This window comes from Sphingomonas sp. CFBP 13603, assembly GCF_014892665.1.
In the GTDB taxonomy this organism is placed as follows: Bacteria; Pseudomonadota; Alphaproteobacteria; order Sphingomonadales; family Sphingomonadaceae; genus Sphingomonas.
Window position 1 is genome coordinate 309,993 of record NZ_JADBIA010000001.1, and the last position, 17,481, is coordinate 327,473.

Here is a 17,481-nt window from a genome sequence, read left to right on the forward strand (position 1 = left end):
GTAGATAATCAGGCGGGCGATGCTTCCGCATCCGATCGTCTGCGCTCAGGGTACGGCATCACCACCGAGCCATCCGGTGCCGCCATCATGTTGACCTGCGTCGGGAAGGCGATCTCGATCTTCTCGTCGTTGAAGCGTTTGAGGATGGCGATCCCCACCGCGGTGCGGCCATCGTAGAAGCTCGCATAATCCGGCCCCTTGCTGTCGAACTGGACCTCGAAATCGAGGCTCGACGCGCCGAAGCCGGTGAAGCCGGCGCGGGTGAAGATCTTGTCGTTGGCTTCGACGATTTCCTTCAGCATCGCGGGGATGCGCGAGCAGACTTCGGGGGGTGTCGAATAGGTGACGCCGATGACGAACTTCGCGCGGCGATGGTTGCGCTGCGTGTTGTTGAGGATCTCCTTGTTGAGGAGGTTCTTGTTCGAGATCACGCGCTCCTCGCCGTCGATGCCGCGGATGCGCGTCGATTTGAGCCCGATTGCCTCGACGCTGCCCGAGGCGGTGTCGTAGCTGATCGAGTCGCCGCGGCGGAACGGGCGGTCGAAGATGATCGCGAGCGCGGCGAACAGGTCCGCGAAGATGCCCTGTGCCGCCAGCCCGATCGCGATGCCGCCGACGCCCAGTCCTGCGACCAGGCCGGTGACGTTGACGCCGAGATTGTCGAGTACCACCACCAGCGCGACCGCGAACACCACGAAGGTGACGAGCAGGCGGATCAGGCCCATCGCCGACAGCAGGGCTTCGCCTGAATAATGTTCGGACTGCGTGCGGTGCTCGATCGCGCCGAGGATGATCTCGCGGACCCAGACGGCGGCCTGGAACACCGCGGCGACGGTGAAGAGGAAGTTGATCGTCGTCGCGACCTCGCCGGGGGCGGCGGAATAGCCGGCGACCAGTTTGGCGGCGAGCATGACGATGAAGAAATTGCCGGTTCGGGCGATCGCCTTGCCGACGACGATGCCCCAGCCGTTGAGCGCGCGCGGACGTTCGCAGAGCTTGCTGCCGAACCGACGTGCGGTGTGGAGCGCGACGACGATCACCGCGCCGATCCCGAATGCGATCAGGATCTGGAGCCAGTATGCCTGGACCCAGGCGAAGCTGGCAGTGACGAAGCCCTGAGCCTGGTCGCCGACGTCGCCCGCGTCGAAGATCGGTTGCTTGGCGGCGGCAGTAGTATTGGTCATGGGAATACTCGTCAGGCCGCTTTGGCCAGTGTCGCAACAGCGGGCGTGCCGGCTTCGAGGAAGGTGATCAGGCCACATTCCTCGCGGCTCATGTAGCGCTTGGCGCGGGGGAGGCGGAGCGCCTTGCGGAAGGTCGATTGCCCGGTCTTCACGAGCGCGATCAGCGACGGGTGGACGTAGCTTTTTCGCGCGATCGCGTGGGTGTTGCCGAGGCGGGCGACGACGGGTTCGAGCATCGTCTTGAGGCTCAGGTCCCGCTCGGCGGACGCGAGTGCCTCGAACGCGGCGACGCTGGCGGCCCAGGTGCGGAAATTCTTGGCGGTGAAATCGGTGCCGGTGACGTCGCGGATGTAGCAGTTGACGTCGGTCGAGGTGACCGGGTGCGCGACGCCGGCATCGTCGAGCCAGGCGAACAGATGCTGTTCGTCGAGGTCCTGGCATTTCTTGACGAAGCTGCTGAGCGAGCGGTCGGTGATCTTGAGCGTCCGCATCTTGCCGGACTTGCCCTTGTACTGGAGTTTCAGCGTCGCGCCCTTCACTTCGCCGTGGCGCTTGCGCAACGTGGTGGCGCCGAAGCTCTCGTTCGCCTCGGCATAAGCCTCGTTGCCGATGCGGATATGGCCGCCGTCGAGCAGGCGGATGACCGCGGCGACCGCGCGTTCGCGGGTCAGCGAGCGTTTGCGGAGGTCGGCCTCGACCGCCTTGCGGATCTTGGGGAGCGCATGGCCGAAGTCGGCGCAACGTTCGTACTTGGCGGCTTCCTGTGCCTCGCGGAAGCCGAGGTGATAGCGGTATTGTTTGCGCCCCTTCTCGTCCCAGCCGACCGCCTGGATATGGCCGTTGGGCTTGGGGCAGAACCACGCGTCGCGGTAGGCGGGGGGCAGACCGACCGCGTTCAGCCGGTCGATCTCGTCGCGGTCGGTGATGCGCTCGCCCTTGGCATCCCAATAGCCCCAGCCGTTCCGCATCTTCTTGCGGGTGATGCCGGGCTTGGAGTCGTCGGAATACACGATCTTGGTAGGCAATGCGGTGGTCCCTTGGGGGCGTCTGATTCTGACTATCTCTGCAAATGTTCGGGAAGGCGCATCGTTCCGGAACGAGGCGGGCTGCGCTTGGTTGAGGGGGCACGGGATTTCACTGGAGACATGACATGGCCGATCTTTCCCAAGCTCGCGTATTGATGCTCGCTGCCGATGGTTTCGAGACCGTCGAACTGTTCGAACCACGCAAGGCGCTGGAGGCGGCGGGTGCGAAAGTGACGCTCGCCTCGATCAAGACCGACCCGATTCAGGGCATGAAGGGCGACATCAACAAGGCCGAGACGGCGACGCCCGACCTGACGCTCGACGAGGTCGATACCGACGACTACGACGCGCTGGTGCTGCCAGGCGGCGTCGCCAACCCGGACACGATGCGTCAGGAAGAGCGCGCGATCGAGATCATCACCGAGTTCATGGAGGACGGCAAGATCATCGCCGCGATCTGCCATGCGCCGTGGCTGCTCGCCGAGGCGGACGTGATCGACGGACGCCGCGTGACGAGCTTCCCGTCGATCCGGACGGACCTGGAGAATGCGGGCGCGGATGTGGTGGACGAGGAGGTCGTGGTCGATGGCAATCTGATCACGAGCCGCAAGCCGGACGATATCCCCGCGTTCAACAAGGCGATCATCGCCGCGCTCGAGGAAGAACTGGCCGACGAGCCGGTCGACTGACGCCTGATGCTCTCCTCTCGCTAGCGGGAGGGGAGCGCGCGGTGCATCGGGCGGAATGTCTGTTCGCCGCGTTTTCGGGCGAGATAGGTGTCGAGCCCGATCTGCGCGCCGATCAGCATGTAGACGAACGGCTGGAGCGCGATGCCGACGAACGCCGCCCCGAACAAATAGATGATCTGCGCGGTCTGGAGCGCGCCGGCGAGCGGCCCGGCCCAGGCGAATTCGCCGGCCGGGTCGGCATGGCGTCGGCGCAGAAGCTCCATCCGGAAGATGCCGATCACGTTGATCGACAGCCACAGCGCGAGCCCGAAATAACCCTGCTCGCCAAGCATCTCGAAATAGGCGCTGTGGAACGCGCGAGCCTTGTCGGTCTCGACGCGCGGGCCGGTGCCGGGACCTTCGGACTTGAGATCGAGGCGGATGTGATTGCCGCGATACGCCTCGAAGCCGCCGCCGAACGGGTGCGTCTTCGCGTATTCGATCGTCCACTGCCACACCGCCAGCCGGGTCGAGGCAGATTCGTCCGCGTCGTAAGTCTTGATCGTGTTCATCCGGTCGGTGAACGCCGAGGGCAGGAACGGGACCGCGGCCAGGCCGAGTGCCGTGACCGCGGCCAGATAGAGCGCCTTGCGCTTGACCGCGCGCACCGACAGCAGCGCGAGCAGGACGATGCAGACCAGGCCTGTCCGTGTCGACGTGCCGACCGGGATCAGCAGGCAGGCGAAGACGAGCGCGAGGCAGAAGCCCTTCACGCGCCAGTCGGGTTTGAAGATCGTGCCGTAGGTCGCGAACCAGACGATGATCGGGATGATCGCGACGGCGACCGCACTGATCGTGCTGCCCTCGTACAGCCCAGAATTATTGTCGACCATCAGGTTCAACTGACCGTAGCCGCCGCCGCCGCTGGCAACCGTCTTGATGCCGCCGACGATGATGATCGACGAGGCCGACAGGATCATGAACAGCAGCAGCGATTCGATCCGCAGCCGCGTGCGCAGCGTCAGCGGGAGGAAGGCGGCGAAGATCAGTGTCTTCCAGACCCAGTCCCATTTCTCCTTCGCCTCGACCGGGAAGTCGGCGCCGAGCGTGGTCGCCCAGCAATACAGCATCAGCAGCACGATCAGCACCTGCCGCGCGCCGACCCGCGTGTCGCGTTTGTCGTCCGCGAGCACCCATCCGCCCACCGCCAGTGCGACCGCGATCAGCGAGATCGGCACGGTGTTGAGCAGCAGATAGGTCAGCCGCTGCGGCGAGACGATGTCGATATAGACGTAGACGAGCACGAGCAGGAACGGCCGCTTGAACCCCATCACGAAGAACGCGATCAGGAACGCGATGAACGACAGATCACGCATCGCGGCGAGGCACCTTGCCGGTCGCGCGCGGCTTTTCGGGCGGATCGTGCGGGCTCGGCTCGCGATCGAGGTCCGGCCGTTTGAGCAGCAGGAACGCGGCGAGCATCATCAGCCCGTGGCTGAGGCCGAGCGCAAGGTTGTCGATCATGGGTGCGGCCTCCTTTCCCGAGCGGATATCACGTAATGTCCGTACCCATAGTCGGTTGACGCGCCGTTAAGCGATATGTGGCAGACGACCTCCACGATGCGCATCCTTCACATTCTCGATCACGGCCTGCCGCTGCAAAGTGGCTACACGTTCCGCACGCGGGCGATCCTCAAGGCGCAGGAGGGGCTGGGCTGGACCGTCGCGGCGGTGACCGGCCCGCGGCACGGGATCGCGCCAGCGTCGGTGGAGTCGGTCGACGGGCTGACCTTCCACCGCACCGACGCGGGCGTGAAGTCGGGACCGGTCGGCGAAGTCGTCGGGATCGCGGCGTTCGCCAAGCGGATCGAGGCGGCGGTCGATGCCTTCAAGCCCGACATCCTGCACGCGCATTCGCCGGTGATCGATGCGCTCGCCGCGCTGATCGTCGCGCGGAAACGCAAGCTGCCGTTGGTGTACGAGATCCGGGCGTTCTGGGAGGATGCGGCTGTCGGTAACGGTACGGGCACCGCGACGTCGCTGCGCTATCGGGCGACGCGCGCGCTGGAGACGTGGGCGGTGCGGCGGGCCGATGCGGTAGCGGTGATCTGCGAAGGCCTGCGCGGCGACCTGATCGCGCGCGGCATCGCGGCGGACAAGATCATGGTGTCGCCCAACGGCGTCGACCTCGACCTGTTCGGCAATGCACCGCCGCGTGACGATGCGCTGGGGGCCGAACTCGGGCTGGATGGTGCGGATGTCGTCGGGTTCATCGGCAGCTTCTACGATTACGAAGGACTCGACGACCTGATCGCGGCGATGCCTGCCTTGGTGGCATCGCGGCCCAAGGCGCGATTGTTGATGGTCGGCGGCGGGCCGATGGAGGCGGCGTTGCGCGCGCAGGCGGAGGCTTCGCCCGTGGCGAACGCGATCGCCTTCGTCGGCCGTGTGCCGCATCAGGAGGTCGAGCGCTATTACGGGCTGGTCGACATCCTCGCCTATCCACGTAAGCGCATGCGGCTGACCGATCTAGTCACGCCGCTGAAGCCGTTGGAGGCGATGGCGCAGGGGCGGCTGGTCGCGGCATCGGATGTCGGTGGGCACCGCGAACTGATCCGCGACGGCGAGACGGGGACGTTGTTTCCGCCGGACGATCCGGCGGCGATCGCGACCGCGCTGGCGGGCATGTTCGCGGACCGTTCGGGCTGGGACGAACGGCGCGCGCGCGGTCGTGCGTTCGTCGAGGAAGAGCGTAACTGGTCGTCAAACATTCGGCGCTATGATCCTCTTTATGGACGGCTGATCGCGGCCGCCGCACGGGAAAATTGATGGTCGCGCATATCCGCCAGAACCTGATCCGAGCGCTGCCCCTGTACGGCGCGGTGACGGGCGGCGTGCTCATGACCGTGATCGTCGCGTTGCTGCCGACCGAGACGCTCGAGAGCCTGGTGTGGACGACGGGCGTCGCTGCACTGGTGCCGGCCGCGTCGCCGCCGCTCGGGATGACGGCGCGGGTGTTGCTGGCGCTGGGTAGCGGGGTGCTGGTCGGCGCGTTGCTCTGGTCGTCGCTGTTCCTGCTGTTTGGGCCAGGCGGGATGCTTGCCAAGCGCACGCCGCGCGAAGACGGCATGCCGGTCATCCGCCGCGCCGACGCGCATCCTGACGCGCCGCCGCGCAAGCCGATGTCGGCGGCCGATCTCGGTACGCCGATGATGGAAGTCGGCGTTGGCGGCAGCGGCGGCGCGCGTGACGAACGGACGATTCCGGTCGATCTCGACCTGCCGCTTGCTGCGTTCGATCCGAAGGCGATCCTGCCGGTGCCGATGGAGCCGGTGCGGCCGGTCCCGCCGCTGGCGCAACCGATGCAACCGACGATGGTCGCCCCGGTGATCGAGGTCGCGCCGACGGCCGAACCGGAGACGTTCGTGACCGCGCCTGCGCCGCAACCGGTCGAGCCGCCGATCATGATGGAGTCGGCCGTAGCGGCGCCCGAGCCGATGCCGGAGGTCAGCGCGCCGACACCGATTGCCCGGCCACCGCGTGCGCCGGCCGAGCCGACCACGCCGCCGACGATCGAGACGTTGTTGCAGCGGCTGGAGCAGGGTGCGCTGCGGCGTGGGCGTATGGGTTCGCACTAGAACGGACACTGGCTAGCAGCCGACTGAGTCCCTCTCCCATCGGTAGAGGATCGCAGGATGCTTTGCCGTACCCGACCCCTCCGAAAGGGCTTCGCCTATTCGGAACGTCCTGATACCCATAGCTCGAAAACATCGAGGAGGGGTCAATGGCGAACGCCGAAACCACAGCTGGCGAGCCGGAGAAAGGTGCCACCCGCTATGCCTGGTACGTGCTGTCGGTGCTGTTTCTCGTCTATGTCCTGAATTTCGTCGACCGGCAGATCATCTCGATCCTGGCGGAGGACATCAAGCGCGACCTGGGGCTGAAGGACCAGGATCTCGGGTTCCTGTACGGCACCGCGTTCGGCGTGTTCTATTCGCTGTTCGGAATCCCGCTCGGGCGGCTGGCGGACAATTGGCATCGCGTCCGGCTTATGACAATCGGGCTGTCGCTCTGGTCGGTGATGACCGCGCTGTCGGGCTTTTCGAAGACCGGCGGGCATCTTGCCGCGGCGCGGATCGGCGTCGGGATCGGCGAGGCAACCGCTAGTCCTTCGGCCTATTCGATCATTTCCGATTATTTCCCGAAGCGGCTGCGCGCGACGGCGTTATCGATCTACTCCGCGGGGTTGTACGTCGGCGGCGGCTGTTCGTTGTTCATCGGCGGGCTGATCGTGCAGGGCTGGAACAAGGCCTATCCCGGCGGCGGACCGCTCGGGCTGGTCGGCTGGCAGGCGGCGTTCATGGCGGTCGGGGTGCCGGGGCTGTTGCTCGCCGTGTGGATCGCGATGCTGAAGGAGCCGATCCGCGGGCTGGTCGAGGGGCTGCCCGAGCCGGAGAAGCATCCGGCGCCGTTCCGTGCGTTCGGGGCCGAGCTGGTGACGATCGTGCCGCCGCTGACCTTGATCGGTGCGGCGATGGGTGGGGCGCGGGCGCTCGGGTATAATCTGGTTGCGCTTGCGGCGGTGGTCGCGGCGGTGTCGGGGCTGGTGGCGGCGGGCGAGCCCTGGCCGCAATGGGTGGCGATCGGGATCGGCGTGTATGCGGTGTTCTCGTGGGCGTCGGCGCTCAGGCGGCGCGATCCGCCGACGTTTGCGCTGATCGTCGGTACGCCGGCGTTCCTGTGCACGGTCGTCGCGTACGGGTTGAACGCGTTCCTGAGCTATGCCGCGAGTTTCTGGGCGGCGCCCTATGCGTTGCGCGAGCTTGGTGCGACGCCGGCGTCGGCGGGGTTCATGATCGGCAGCCTTGGCGCGACCGCGGGGTTTCTTGGGCTGACGATCGGTGGCGTGGTGTCGGATCGGTTGCGGCAAGGGAATCCGGCGGGGCGGTTGTGGGTGGTGATCTTTGGTGCGGTTGTGCCGGTGCCGTTCCTGATCCTGGCCTTCACCGCGTCGTCTCCGGTCGCGTTCTATACCGGGATATTCCTCGCGCAGTTGACCGCGTCGTGCGCGCTGGGGGCGGCGGCGGCGACCACGCAGGACATGGTCTTGCCGCGGATGCGGGGCACGGCGACGGCGACGTTCTTCATCGGCACGACGCTGATCGGGTTGGCGCTCGGGCCGTACATGGCGGGGCGGGTGTCGACGCTGACCGGGAGCCTGTCGATCGGGATGCTGTCGTTGCTGGTGGTGACGCCGATCACGCTGGCGTGCGCGGTTGCTGCGTACCGGCTGGCGCCGGGGGCCGAGGCTACGCGAGAGGCTAGGGCGCGGGCGGCGGGGGAGACGGTTTAACCGCTCCTGTTGACCCTAGCCCGGTCACCCTCTTCCGTTCGTGCTGCGCGAAGTCGAAGCACCTACGCTTGGGGCATGCCCCCGACTTCGCTCAGGGCGAACGGGGAGGGGGCAGGTCGGTGCGCGAAAACTGTGTTTCGATACGAGCCGTCGATACGCGCCTTCGGCGACTACTCGGTCTCTACTCAGCACGAACGGACGTTGCGCAGGCGAATGTGCCCCTCCTGAAAACTAGGAGGGGCCACGCACTCACCCCGCCTGGAACACACCGCAAGCGATCCGCCCGCCGCTGTTACCGGCCGGGTCGGTCATCATGTCGTCGGGACCCGCATGCACCACGAACGCGGAGCCGTCCGCGTCCATCAGGCCCGCCATCGTCGCGCCTGGGATCGTGATGCCGATCGTGCCGCGGCCATCGGTGCCGATGATCAGGTTGGGCAGGTCGCCTTCATGCGGACCCTGTGGGTTCATGCTGCCATGCTTCATGCCCGTTGGATTCCAGTGGCCGCCCGCGGTCGTGAAGTCGGGGGCGTCGCAGCGGCCGACCATGTGGATGTGCGCGCCGTGCGTGCCGGGGGGCATCGCCTTGGCGTCGAGCGTGAAGCGGAGGCCGCCCGCGACTTCGGTGGCGGTGGCGCGGCCGACGTCGGTGCCGGTCGCGGTCTGGAGCGTGGCGGTGGCGCGCTGGCCGCCTGCGACGGGTGCGCCGGTCTCCATGCCAGTCTTCTCGCAGGCGGTCAGCCCGATCGTCGCCGCGCCGAGCAGTACCAGTGTCGCAATCCGCATAGTATCTCTCCCTGTTGTCTCTTGGCGAACCCTTCGCCGTGGCTCAGGTTCCACCCCCGGTATCGAGCGGCCAGCGCGCGATGGGTTCGTACGTCGCGCCGTCGCGGCCGAGATGGCTCTGGTACAGCACGAGATGGGGTAGCGGGAAGGGTGCGCTCGACAGCGCGGCATGCGTCGCGAGCCAGTCTTCTATCGCGAACCCGACGCCCGCCGACCGTGCCAGCCGCGCGACGGTGATGTGCGGGAGATAGGCGCGGTGTTCGGGCGGGAGGCCGGCACGAACGCACGCCTGGTCGACCTTGCGGTGGAGCGCGGCGAGCGCCTCGTGCGGTGTCACGCCGGCCCATAGCGTATCGGTACGCCCGCGCTTCTCGAAGCGGCCGACTCCGGTGAGCGCGACGCTCGGGACCGGCGCGACGATCTGGCTCAAAGCGACCGCGACGTCCTCGGCGACCGGTCGTTCGACCTCGCCGATGAAGCGGAGCGTCACGTGCAGTTGCTCCTCGTCCTGCCAGCGTGCGATGGGCACGCTCTCCATTATGTCGAGCAAGCTCTGACGGATAGCGGGCGGCGGGCGGAGGGCGACGAAAAGGCGGATCATGGATTGCGGCAGGTTAACCGCGAACCACCATGCCGATGCAACCACTCTGCTTGAAAAGCGTCCTGTAAAAGACGATATTCACCGTAACCGGCACCATGCCGGACAAAGGAGCTGATTTCACCATGGCTAATTGGTCTGACCCCCGGCCCCGCGCCGCGCCGTTCGGAACGACGGCCACGGGCCAGCGTACCGAGGCCTATGACGCTGGTCTCCGGTTGTACATGCTGTCCGTGTATAACTACATGGGCTCGGCTGTCCTGCTGACGGGCATCGTCGCGATGCTGTTCGCATGGGGCGGCGCAGAGTCACCTGCCGCACAGGTGTTCATGAGCGGCGGCATCCTGAAGTACGTCATCATGTTCTCGCCGCTCGCGATCGTGTTCGGCATGAGCTATGGCCAGAACAAGATGTCGACGGCGACGATGCAGATGCTCTTCTGGGGCTTTGCTGTCCTGATGGGTCTGTCGATGTCGACGATCTTCCTGGTCTACAGCGGCACGTCGATCGCGGGTGCGTTCTTCGCTACCGCCGCCGGTTTCGCTGGTCTCAGCCTGTACGGCTACACCACCAAGCGCGACCTGTCGGCGTTCGGGACGTTCCTGATCATCGGTGTCGTCGGCCTGCTGGTCGCGAGCCTGATCAACATGTTCCTGCAGTCGGGCGTGATGCAGCTGGTCATCAGCGGTGTCGGCGTGCTGCTGTTCGCGGGCCTCACCGCCTATGACACGCAGCGTACCAAGAGCCTGTATGCGCAGGTCGCTGGCACGGACATGGTCGGCAAGGTCGTCATCATGTCGGCGCTGAGCCTGTACCTCGACTTCATCAACATGTTCATGTTCGTGCTGCGTCTGTTTGGTAGCAGCCGCAACTAACTCCCGCTAAGGGTGTGACGAACGCAGGGCTCGGCGGGACACCGCCGGGCCCTTTTCTTTTGGCCTCGGGACAGGAATGGGACGCGCAATGCGGCTCTCGATCGACGTGCGTCTGGATTACGGGATCACGGGGGATGCCGATGTGCTCCTCCAGATCGAGGCTGCGGCGATGGCCGACCAGACGATCGAGTCCGAATCCCTTACCCTGTGGTCCGACAGTCCGATCCGGGCGGTGCGCGGCGAGGACGGGATCGGCCAGCGTTGCTGGTCGCGCGGGCATGGCCGGTTCACCGCCGAATATAAGGCCATCGTCGCGGTGAAGCGCGAGCGCGTCCAGCTCGAGCTGTATCCGGCGACGCCGCCGCGGATGCTCGATGGCGAGCTGACGCCGTATCTGATGCCGAGCCGCTATTGTCCGTCGGACCGCTTCGAGGGCTTCGTCGCGCGCGAGTTCGGCGGGCTGGAAGGCGGTCCGCTGGCGGCGGCGCTCACCGAGTGGGTGTACCAGTCGCTCGACTATCGTTGTGGATCGAGCAGTGGCGAAACGACGGCGCTCGATACGTTCGCGTCGCGCTCGGGGGTGTGTCGGGACTATTCGCACCTGCTGGTATCGCTCGCGCGCGCGGGCGGGATCCCGGCACGGTGCGTGTCGGCCTATGCGCCGGGGGTCGACCCCCCCGACTTCCATGCGGTGGCGGAGCTGTGGCTCGCAGGCGACTGGCGGCTGATCGATGCGACCAAGATGGCGACGTGCAGCGATATCGCGCGGGTTTGCGTCGGGCGCGATGCGACCGATATCGCGTTCATGACGGTGTTCGGGCAGGCATATCTGTGGGAGCAGACGGTCAAGGTGACGCCGCTCGATTGAGCCGCTTCCCGGGGCCCTTCGCGGGGAAACAAAGCGCACTTCGACCGTTGGTCATCGCCAAGATTAAAAAGGGACGTCGCAATGACCGACATAGACAAGAGTGCGCTGGATAGCCTGTCCGTAGCGCCCGACGACAAGGATGCCGAGGGCAAGAGCTCGGGTCGCGATCCGCGCCAGGAAGCGGGTCAGGACAAGTCGATCGGCAAGCGCCTGCAGAAGAATCCCGACAGCGCCGACGCGCGTCTCGATAACGGGCTCGACGAGTCGATGGACGGCAGCGATCCGATTTCTGCGACGCAGCCGGGGTCTGGCACCGAGCCGGCAAAGTCGTCGGGTTATGACGAGGATGCCGAGCGGGCGCTGCGCGAAAATCAGGCGTAACTCTCGCATCTGCTCAACGAACGGGCGTCGGTCGGCAACGACCGGCGCCTTTTTGTTGCCCAAACGCCTCGCAAGACGATCAAATCGCTTAGTTTCGTTCGGTTCATCGCAGCCTTGTTGCAGCGCAACAGCTTTCATGGTCGCTTGGTGTTACGGGAAGATGACGCGCGATAGGGTCGTTGTTAACCATCCGAGCGCATAGTCTGCCGGTTCCTTGACGAGAGCGGGGTGACGACATGGCTTCCAGAATGAAACCGGCACAGGGGTCGATGACCCTCGCCGAGATGAAGGAATTCGCGGCTTTTCCGAGTTCGACGCAGCGGTATATCCGGCGTTCGCTCGACGTGGGCCTGGACCGCGAGGACGCGATGCAGCGCTGGTCGCGCGACGTGGTCGAGGCGGCAAGCATCCGGGCGCAGGCGCGGTTGTACAACAACCTTCCCGATCTGCGCGCGATGGTGCCGGACGACAGCGGGCTAGACGCGATCGAGCCGTTCCTCGCGCCGTTGATGACGCTGGTGGCGTTCGACCTGGGGCAGGGGCGGCTGACGAGTTTCTCGGCGTTGCGGTTCCTGTACGAGCGGTTGATCGGGGCGGAGGTTCGGCCTTGGCTGCCGTCTGCGTTCTGTGCCGCGGCCGCGTTGCCGCACCTGCATCCGGAACTGCGGCGCAAACTGCTTCAGTCGATCAGCGAGGCGGCTGCGACTGCGTCGGGCTGGTCGAACCGGCAGCCGGCGTTCTTTCCGTATTGGGTCGAGAAGGTGGACTCGGGGACGACCTTGGCAAGCTGAAATCTCGCGGGTAGCGAGGCGGACTATCAGGGCGTTATCCACCCCGGCGAAGGCCGGGGCCCAATTGGAGAGGTCGCAGTAACGATGCGCACCCCTTCGTTTAGCCAGGTCTCCCAATTGGACCCCGGCCTTCGCCGGGGGGTAACGAGGGGGATCGGATCACCGACACGCACGCCATCCAATCGACCCACGGTTTGCCTGGTCGAGATGCAGGTGGTCGGCGTGCGCGGCGTTGTAGTCGGGGGACAGCGTCGTCGCGAACAGCTGGCAGGCGCCGTCGCGGACGTCGCGCAGGAATGCGGCTTTGGGATCGTCTCCTTTCCAGTCTCGCGCTACGGTGATGCGGGTGCCATCGGTCAGGCGGAAGCCGGCGATGTCGACGGCATCCGCAGTCGAGTGTTCGCTCCAGTTGCTCGAGTGGCTGCCGGCGATGCGGCGGCAACTATAGCTGCCGAAATGATCGATCGTCGCGACGCGTGCGCCGAAGTGACGTTCGGCAACAGGCTGGACGATGTCCCATTCCCACATCGCGAGCGCCGCGGCCACCGGACAGGCGACGCCCAACCCGGCAGGTGCGAAGGCAATCTTTCGAGCGCCGCCGGTCAGGCGCACGCCGTCTGCATAGCCGCATTGCCCCTCGCCCTTGCGCGGTGGCAGGAGGGTGTAGCGGACGCCAGCGCGGTCGAGCAGTGCGCGGCATTGCGGGAAATCCTCGGTCAGCGCGGTGAGCTTGCTGCCCGTGAACAGACCGATCGGCTGGCCGAGATCGAGCGGCGCCCAAGGCACGTCCTGCGGCCGTCCACGCAGGCCCGCCCACAGCATCAGCGCCAACGTCGCGATGACGACCAGCGCCACCAGCCACCCGATCGTCCTTCGCACCGCGCGCATGTCAGCCGCGCACCGCGTCCGACATCGGCTCCGATGTTATCGGATAACCGAGGTCGTCGGGGATGCAGAGATGCTCGACGCCGTCGCGTATCTCGGTCCACGGCGTGACGGTGCGGATGGGATGCGCGAGGGCATTGGCGACCGCGGCGTCGAAATCGGTGAATTGCGCGAGGCGTTCGAGATTGCGGCGGGTCGGGAAGATGATCGTCGCGCGTCCGGCATCGGTCTCGGCGAGAACGTGCGCGGCGGTGGCCCAGAACAGACGGACGTTTTCGGTCTCGTCGACTCGCGCCGCAGGGGCCTCGGCGGGCAGGCGCGCGAGATAGAAGCGCGTGTCGAAGATGCGTGCATGGGCGTGTGCTGGTCGCCAGCGGGCGAAATACTCGAGCGTTTCGAGGTCGAGGGATGTGCCTGCGTCCGCCAATGCTTCACCGAACGCGGTTCCGGCGTGAAGGGCGGCGCGCAACTGCTCGAAGGCCTGGATGGAGGGCATCGGCGACAGGCCGATCGGCAGGCCGGCCTCCTCGATCGTTTCGCGGATCGCGGCGATGCGCGCGGCGGTTTCGTCGTCGGCGTGGCCGAGCAGAGCCGCCAGCGCGTGGTCGCCGGGATCGACGCGGCCGCCGGGGAATACCAGTGCGCCGCCCGCGAACGCCATCGCCTTGGCGCGCTCGACCATCAGCAGTTCCGGGGGGGCGGCCGGCGTGTCGCGGAAGATGACGAGCGTCGCGGCGGGGATGGCGGGGGGAAGCGCGTCGGTCATTGGCTTTGGTAACGCGCGAGGGCGGGATCGGGTAGCGTCGTGGGGGGGAGCGGGCATGCTCCTGCGTCCCAATTTTGCGAAGGCTGGTCTTGCGCAGGCATGGTCGCTGTGCCGACGGAATTGCTTACCCTCGGAAAGTTCATGATCGTATCGTGAGGTTTGCCGATATGGGTTTCCGCCGCCGCGGGAATGACGGTGGTGGTCAGTCTTCGAGCATCGCCGACAGGGCAGGCGACAAATACTCCTGCGCGGTGCCGTCGATCTCGGTGACGAGGCGGCCGGCGATGCCGTTGGCGTTTGCGAGCTCGATGCCCTCTAGCGGCCCCAGCACGGTGAGTGCGGTTGCCCAAGCGTCGGCGTCGAGCGCGGTCTGGTGGATGACGCTGGCGGAGACGACGGCGGTGTCGATCGGGCGTCCGGTGCGGGGATCTAGCGTGTGCGCGCCGCGGCGGTAGTCGCCGGAGGTCGCTACCGCTTGGCCGTGCAGCGCGATCCTGAGCGGGGGGAGTGTCAGGCCGGGCGGGCTTTCGAGGTCGACCCACCAGGGGGCGCCGTCGGGCCTGATCCCGCGACCGACGAGTTCGCCGCCGATCTCGACCAGTGCGTTCGGGATGCCGACATCGTGCAGCAGGTCGGCGACGGCGTCGACCGCGTGGCCCTTGGCGATCCCCGACAGGTCGAGCGCGATGCCGCCGGGTTGGCGGAGGTGTGCGCCGGTGGGGGCGAACGAGAGTCGGGACCAGCCCGATGTCGCGCGCGCCGTCTCGATTTCGGGTGTGCTCGGGGGGCAAGCGACGGGGACGGGGCCGAAACCCCAGGCATCGACGAGCCTGCCGATCGCCGGATCGAACGCGCCGCCGGTTATCTCGGCGATCGCCAGGCCGCGCGTCATGACATGTGCGAAGTCGCGTGGGAGCGTCGTCCAGGTGCCGCTCGGCGACCGGTTGAAGCGGGACAGGAGCGAGTTCGGTGCCCAGTGGCTCATCTCCGCGACGAGCTCAGCCAGCCGCGCGACGATCGCGGCGTGGATCGACGACGGATCGGTGCCGGCGGGCGCAGCGAAGCGCACGCTCCACGACGTCCCCATGGTCTCGCCGTGGAGATCGAGCACCACCGCCGACGGATCGCGCGCCCCGAACGCCGCGGCGTTGATCGTCAGAGGCAGCGCGATCCTCATGCCGCCAAACTCATGCCGCCAAACTCACACCCGGACGCCTCAGGGCGTGAGGACTTCGAGCGTCGTGACGTAGCTCATTCGCCGCTCGGTCGCGCGCGGGGTGGTTGCCTTGGCGTCGGTCAGCGTCGCGTTGAGCCAGTACATCCCGGCGGTCGGCCACGAGACGCTGAGCACGCCGTCCGCGCCGGTGGCCAGCTCGCGTGCGCCCTCGTCGTTGCGATAGCGCTTGCCGCCGGGGATCACCGTGACCTTCAACCCCGCCGCGAGCTTGCCGTCGACCAGGAAGCGGAACTTGGCGGTCTCGCCCGCGACCAGTTCGTCGGGGTGCGTGATCGGCGCGAACTCGAGGCCCTTGCCGGTCGTCTTGAAGACGGTGGTGGTCGGCGCGCCCGCGGTCACGAAGATCTCGTTGCGGCCCGATACCTCGGTGACCTTCACGTCGGTCGCGTTGGCGGGGATGTCGGCGACGGTCAGCGGGGCGGGCGCGTTCGGCTGGGGTGGACCGCGACGACCGCCGAGACGCTTTTCGACGCCATCGACCTTGAAGCTGCCCATGACGGCGGACATCTGCGTGCCGATCTTCCACGTGCCGGGCTTGTCGAGCTGGACGTCGAACACCGAGCGATAGCGGCCGGTCGCGCCGTTCTGCAATGCGCCTTCGCTGCCGTCGGGCTGCCAGACCTTCATGCCGTCGAGGCGGAGCGGCTGGTGATCGAAGAAGAACAGGTCGTTCGAGACCGCGGCGTCGACCGTCACCCAGCCATCGGTCCCTGAGAACACCGTGGCCGACGGCAACAGCCACATGCGGTGCGCAGACAGCGCGGCAGGGATCGACAACAGCGCGGCGGCGGCCATCAGGCGTGCAACAAAAGGCTTCATGATGCGATCCTTAGCGGGCGGAGATGGCGACGGCGCCGAGCTCGGTCTTGCCCGTGGTGCGGGCTCCGGCGGTAAGCGGTACGGACACGAGCTCGCGGCCGCCGGTTTCGCGCGCAGCCTCGACGTTCAGGACGTATTGGCCAGGCTTGACGTCGGCGGGCAGGGGAATGGTGTACTGGCCCGGCGCGCGCGTCGCGCCGCTGACGCCGTCGGCGGGCATCGTCATGCTGCGGCCACCCTTGCGCCACCACGCGCGCAGGTCCGCGAGCCATTTGGTACCGGGATCGTTGCCGCGCTTCTTGAGATCGTACCAGACCGCGAGCGTGCGCGGCGCGCCGCCGCCGACCGGCTCGAGCCAGACCGCGAGATAGGGCTTGTGATATTCCGCGACGCTCAGCCGCGGAATGGTGATCGTGACGGTGCCCGCGGGCGCGGCGCTGGCGGGCAACGACAGCGCAGGCGCGGCGATCGCCCCGCCAAACAACAGCAACGCGGTAGGACGCATGGCAGAACCCCTCAATGGACGAACAGGATGACAAGCAGGACGGGAATGGCGAGCCCGGCGGCGACGATCGGCCAGGTCGTCGGCCGATGGCGCGCGTGAAGCTGCAACAGGAGCAGTCCGGTCAGCGTGAACAGGATGCAGGCGCCGGCGAAGATGTCGATGAACCACGCCCAGGCTTCGCCGGCGTTGCGACCCTTGTGGAGGTCGTTCAGGTACGAGATCCAGCCGCGGTCGGTCGTCTCCGCGGTGATGCGTCCGGTCGCGCGCTCGATGCTGACCCAGGCGTCGCCACCCGGGCGTGGCAGCGCGACATAGGCGTCGGTGTCGGACCACTCGACAGACTTGCCGGCGGGATCGAGGCCGACCGTGGCCGCAACGCTTTTCGCGACGGGCGCGGGCAGAGGGGTGTCCGGCGTGTGCGGTGCGGTCAGCATGCGACGCAGCGAGGGGAGCAGCATGCCGCTTTTCTCGACGACCACCGGCTTGGCACCGATCGATGCCGCATGATTGAGTGTGATACCGGTGATCGCGAACAGCAGCATCGCGGTCAGCGACAGCGCCGCGCTGATCCAGTGCCAGTTGTGCAATTGCTTGAGCCACCAGCTCCGCCATTTGCGTTTGCGCTTGATGCCCGCCGCCGACGTTGCGGACGCTTGGGACGCGAGAGATTGGGGCGAGTTCACCGCCACCGCCTATCGGCTCGTGAAACGCAGATCAAGGCTATTGAGAATAGTTAGCAG

General features: G+C 66.8%; 20 protein-coding genes. 8 read left to right on the top strand and 12 right to left on the bottom strand.

What is annotated here, in order from left to right:
* Positions 1–8 precede the first annotated feature (8 nt).
* Positions 9–1,184, bottom strand: a complete 1,176-nt coding sequence (locus tag IFR23_RS01430) for a mechanosensitive ion channel family protein (protein WP_192974406.1) — start codon at positions 1,182–1,184, stop codon at positions 9–11.
* Between the two features lie 11 nt (positions 1,185–1,195).
* Positions 1,196–2,152 (bottom strand): DNA topoisomerase IB, encoded by a 957-nt coding sequence (locus IFR23_RS01435; RefSeq protein ID WP_192974620.1) that lies wholly within the window; start codon positions 2,150–2,152, stop codon positions 1,196–1,198.
* Between the two features lie 182 nt (positions 2,153–2,334).
* On the opposite strand from IFR23_RS01435, the gene IFR23_RS01440 reads away from it, so the two are divergent.
* Positions 2,335–2,898, top strand: a complete 564-nt coding sequence (locus IFR23_RS01440) for a type 1 glutamine amidotransferase domain-containing protein (protein ID WP_060526712.1) — start codon at positions 2,335–2,337, stop codon at positions 2,896–2,898.
* A 20-nt stretch (positions 2,899–2,918) separates the two neighbouring features.
* On the opposite strand, the gene IFR23_RS01445 is transcribed toward IFR23_RS01440, so the two are convergent.
* Both IFR23_RS01445 and IFR23_RS01450 read right to left on the bottom strand, forming a co-directional pair.
* Positions 2,919–4,253 (bottom strand): putative O-glycosylation ligase, exosortase A system-associated, encoded by a 1,335-nt coding sequence (locus IFR23_RS01445; RefSeq protein WP_192974408.1) that lies wholly within the window; start codon positions 4,251–4,253, stop codon positions 2,919–2,921.
* Positions 4,246–4,401, bottom strand: coding sequence for a hypothetical protein (locus IFR23_RS01450; RefSeq protein ID WP_181321067.1), 156 nt, complete (start codon positions 4,399–4,401; stop codon positions 4,246–4,248). The genes IFR23_RS01445 and IFR23_RS01450 overlap by 8 nt, the downstream gene beginning before the upstream one ends.
* A 96-nt stretch (positions 4,402–4,497) precedes the next feature.
* On the opposite strand from IFR23_RS01450, the gene IFR23_RS01455 reads away from it, so the two are divergent.
* From IFR23_RS01455 to IFR23_RS01465, 3 genes are all read left to right on the top strand, one after another.
* Positions 4,498–5,706 carry a TIGR04063 family PEP-CTERM/XrtA system glycosyltransferase gene (locus IFR23_RS01455; RefSeq protein ID WP_192974409.1) on the top strand — a complete coding sequence of 403 codons (1,209 nt, stop codon included), beginning with the start codon at positions 4,498–4,500 and terminating at the stop codon, positions 5,704–5,706.
* On the top strand, positions 5,706–6,515 hold the full coding sequence (locus IFR23_RS01460) for a hypothetical protein (RefSeq protein WP_192974410.1): 810 nt from the start codon (positions 5,706–5,708) through the stop codon (positions 6,513–6,515). The genes IFR23_RS01455 and IFR23_RS01460 overlap by 1 nt, the downstream gene beginning before the upstream one ends.
* Positions 6,516–6,661: 146 nt before the next feature.
* Positions 6,662–8,230: a spinster family MFS transporter gene (locus IFR23_RS01465; protein ID WP_192974411.1), complete on the top strand. Its 1,569-nt coding sequence runs from the start codon at positions 6,662–6,664 to the stop codon at positions 8,228–8,230.
* A 249-nt stretch (positions 8,231–8,479) separates the two neighbouring features.
* On the opposite strand, the gene IFR23_RS01470 is transcribed toward IFR23_RS01465, so the two are convergent.
* Positions 8,480–9,016: a superoxide dismutase family protein gene (locus IFR23_RS01470; RefSeq protein WP_192974412.1), complete on the bottom strand. Its 537-nt coding sequence runs from the start codon at positions 9,014–9,016 to the stop codon at positions 8,480–8,482.
* A 43-nt stretch (positions 9,017–9,059) separates the two neighbouring features.
* The gene (gene thpR, locus IFR23_RS01475) at positions 9,060–9,617 is read right to left on the bottom strand and encodes an RNA 2',3'-cyclic phosphodiesterase (protein WP_192974413.1); all 558 of its coding nucleotides are present in this window, start codon (positions 9,615–9,617) and stop codon (positions 9,060–9,062) included.
* A gap of 122 nt (positions 9,618–9,739) precedes the next feature.
* Here thpR and IFR23_RS01480 point away from each other — a divergent pair, with 122 nt between their 5' ends.
* The 4 genes from IFR23_RS01480 (at position 9,740) to IFR23_RS01495 (ending at position 12,529) form a co-directional block, all read left to right on the top strand.
* Positions 9,740–10,489, top strand: coding sequence for a Bax inhibitor-1/YccA family protein (locus tag IFR23_RS01480; RefSeq protein WP_192974414.1), 750 nt, complete (start codon positions 9,740–9,742; stop codon positions 10,487–10,489).
* A gap of 88 nt (positions 10,490–10,577) precedes the next feature.
* On the top strand, positions 10,578–11,357 hold the full coding sequence (locus tag IFR23_RS01485; protein ID WP_192974415.1) for a transglutaminase-like domain-containing protein: 780 nt from the start codon (positions 10,578–10,580) through the stop codon (positions 11,355–11,357).
* 81 nt (positions 11,358–11,438) lie between these two features.
* Complete coding sequence (locus IFR23_RS01490; protein ID WP_192974416.1) at positions 11,439–11,738, top strand: hypothetical protein; 300 nt, start codon at positions 11,439–11,441, stop codon at positions 11,736–11,738.
* Positions 11,739–11,974: 236 nt separating this feature from the next.
* Positions 11,975–12,529: a hypothetical protein gene (locus IFR23_RS01495; protein WP_056065323.1), complete on the top strand. Its 555-nt coding sequence runs from the start codon at positions 11,975–11,977 to the stop codon at positions 12,527–12,529.
* A 159-nt stretch (positions 12,530–12,688) separates the two neighbouring features.
* Here IFR23_RS01495 and IFR23_RS01500 read toward each other — a convergent pair whose 3' ends face one another.
* The 6 genes from IFR23_RS01500 to IFR23_RS01525 all read right to left on the bottom strand — a co-directional run bounded on the left by IFR23_RS01500 (position 12,689) and on the right by IFR23_RS01525 (position 17,424).
* Positions 12,689–13,417, bottom strand: coding sequence for an extensin-like domain-containing protein (locus IFR23_RS01500; protein WP_192974417.1), 729 nt, complete (start codon positions 13,415–13,417; stop codon positions 12,689–12,691).
* 1 nt (position 13,418) lies between these two features.
* Positions 13,419–14,180, bottom strand: a complete 762-nt coding sequence (locus IFR23_RS01505) for an NUDIX hydrolase (protein WP_192974418.1) — start codon at positions 14,178–14,180, stop codon at positions 13,419–13,421.
* 202 nt (positions 14,181–14,382) lie between these two features.
* Positions 14,383–15,357 (bottom strand): FAD:protein FMN transferase, encoded by a 975-nt coding sequence (locus IFR23_RS01510; RefSeq protein ID WP_244655383.1) that lies wholly within the window; start codon positions 15,355–15,357, stop codon positions 14,383–14,385.
* A 39-nt stretch (positions 15,358–15,396) separates the two neighbouring features.
* Positions 15,397–16,236: a DUF4198 domain-containing protein gene (locus IFR23_RS01515; protein WP_192974419.1), complete on the bottom strand. Its 840-nt coding sequence runs from the start codon at positions 16,234–16,236 to the stop codon at positions 15,397–15,399.
* A gap of 10 nt (positions 16,237–16,246) precedes the next feature.
* On the bottom strand, positions 16,247–16,741 hold the full coding sequence (locus IFR23_RS01520; protein WP_192974420.1) for a DUF2271 domain-containing protein: 495 nt from the start codon (positions 16,739–16,741) through the stop codon (positions 16,247–16,249).
* 11 nt (positions 16,742–16,752) lie between these two features.
* Positions 16,753–17,424, bottom strand: a complete 672-nt coding sequence (locus IFR23_RS01525; protein ID WP_342344841.1) for a PepSY-associated TM helix domain-containing protein — start codon at positions 17,422–17,424, stop codon at positions 16,753–16,755.
* Positions 17,425–17,481 lie beyond the last annotated feature (57 nt).

Coding starts and splice junctions, on each gene's coding strand:
- IFR23_RS01430 (WP_192974406.1), bottom strand. CDS start 1,184: ATGACCAATACTACTGCCGCCGCCAAGCAACCGATCTTCGACGCGGGC.
- IFR23_RS01435 (WP_192974620.1), bottom strand. CDS start 2,152: ATGCGGAACGGCTGGGGCTATTGGGATGCCAAGGGCGAGCGCATCACC.
- IFR23_RS01440 (WP_060526712.1), top strand. CDS start 2,335: ATGGCCGATCTTTCCCAAGCTCGCGTATTGATGCTCGCTGCCGATGGT.
- IFR23_RS01445 (WP_192974408.1), bottom strand. CDS start 4,253: ATGCGTGATCTGTCGTTCATCGCGTTCCTGATCGCGTTCTTCGTGATG.
- IFR23_RS01450 (WP_181321067.1), bottom strand. CDS start 4,401: ATGATCGACAACCTTGCGCTCGGCCTCAGCCACGGGCTGATGATGCTC.
- IFR23_RS01455 (WP_192974409.1), top strand. CDS start 4,498: ATGCGCATCCTTCACATTCTCGATCACGGCCTGCCGCTGCAAAGTGGC.
- IFR23_RS01460 (WP_192974410.1), top strand. CDS start 5,706: ATGGTCGCGCATATCCGCCAGAACCTGATCCGAGCGCTGCCCCTGTAC.
- IFR23_RS01465 (WP_192974411.1), top strand. CDS start 6,662: ATGGCGAACGCCGAAACCACAGCTGGCGAGCCGGAGAAAGGTGCCACC.
- IFR23_RS01470 (WP_192974412.1), bottom strand. CDS start 9,016: ATGCGGATTGCGACACTGGTACTGCTCGGCGCGGCGACGATCGGGCTG.
- thpR (WP_192974413.1), bottom strand. CDS start 9,617: ATGATCCGCCTTTTCGTCGCCCTCCGCCCGCCGCCCGCTATCCGTCAG.
- IFR23_RS01480 (WP_192974414.1), top strand. CDS start 9,740: ATGGCTAATTGGTCTGACCCCCGGCCCCGCGCCGCGCCGTTCGGAACG.
- IFR23_RS01485 (WP_192974415.1), top strand. CDS start 10,578: ATGCGGCTCTCGATCGACGTGCGTCTGGATTACGGGATCACGGGGGAT.
- IFR23_RS01490 (WP_192974416.1), top strand. CDS start 11,439: ATGACCGACATAGACAAGAGTGCGCTGGATAGCCTGTCCGTAGCGCCC.
- IFR23_RS01495 (WP_056065323.1), top strand. CDS start 11,975: ATGGCTTCCAGAATGAAACCGGCACAGGGGTCGATGACCCTCGCCGAG.
- IFR23_RS01500 (WP_192974417.1), bottom strand. CDS start 13,417: ATGCGCGCGGTGCGAAGGACGATCGGGTGGCTGGTGGCGCTGGTCGTC.
- IFR23_RS01505 (WP_192974418.1), bottom strand. CDS start 14,180: ATGACCGACGCGCTTCCCCCCGCCATCCCCGCCGCGACGCTCGTCATC.
- IFR23_RS01510 (WP_244655383.1), bottom strand. CDS start 15,357: ATGAGGATCGCGCTGCCTCTGACGATCAACGCCGCGGCGTTCGGGGCG.
- IFR23_RS01515 (WP_192974419.1), bottom strand. CDS start 16,236: ATGAAGCCTTTTGTTGCACGCCTGATGGCCGCCGCCGCGCTGTTGTCG.
- IFR23_RS01520 (WP_192974420.1), bottom strand. CDS start 16,741: ATGCGTCCTACCGCGTTGCTGTTGTTTGGCGGGGCGATCGCCGCGCCT.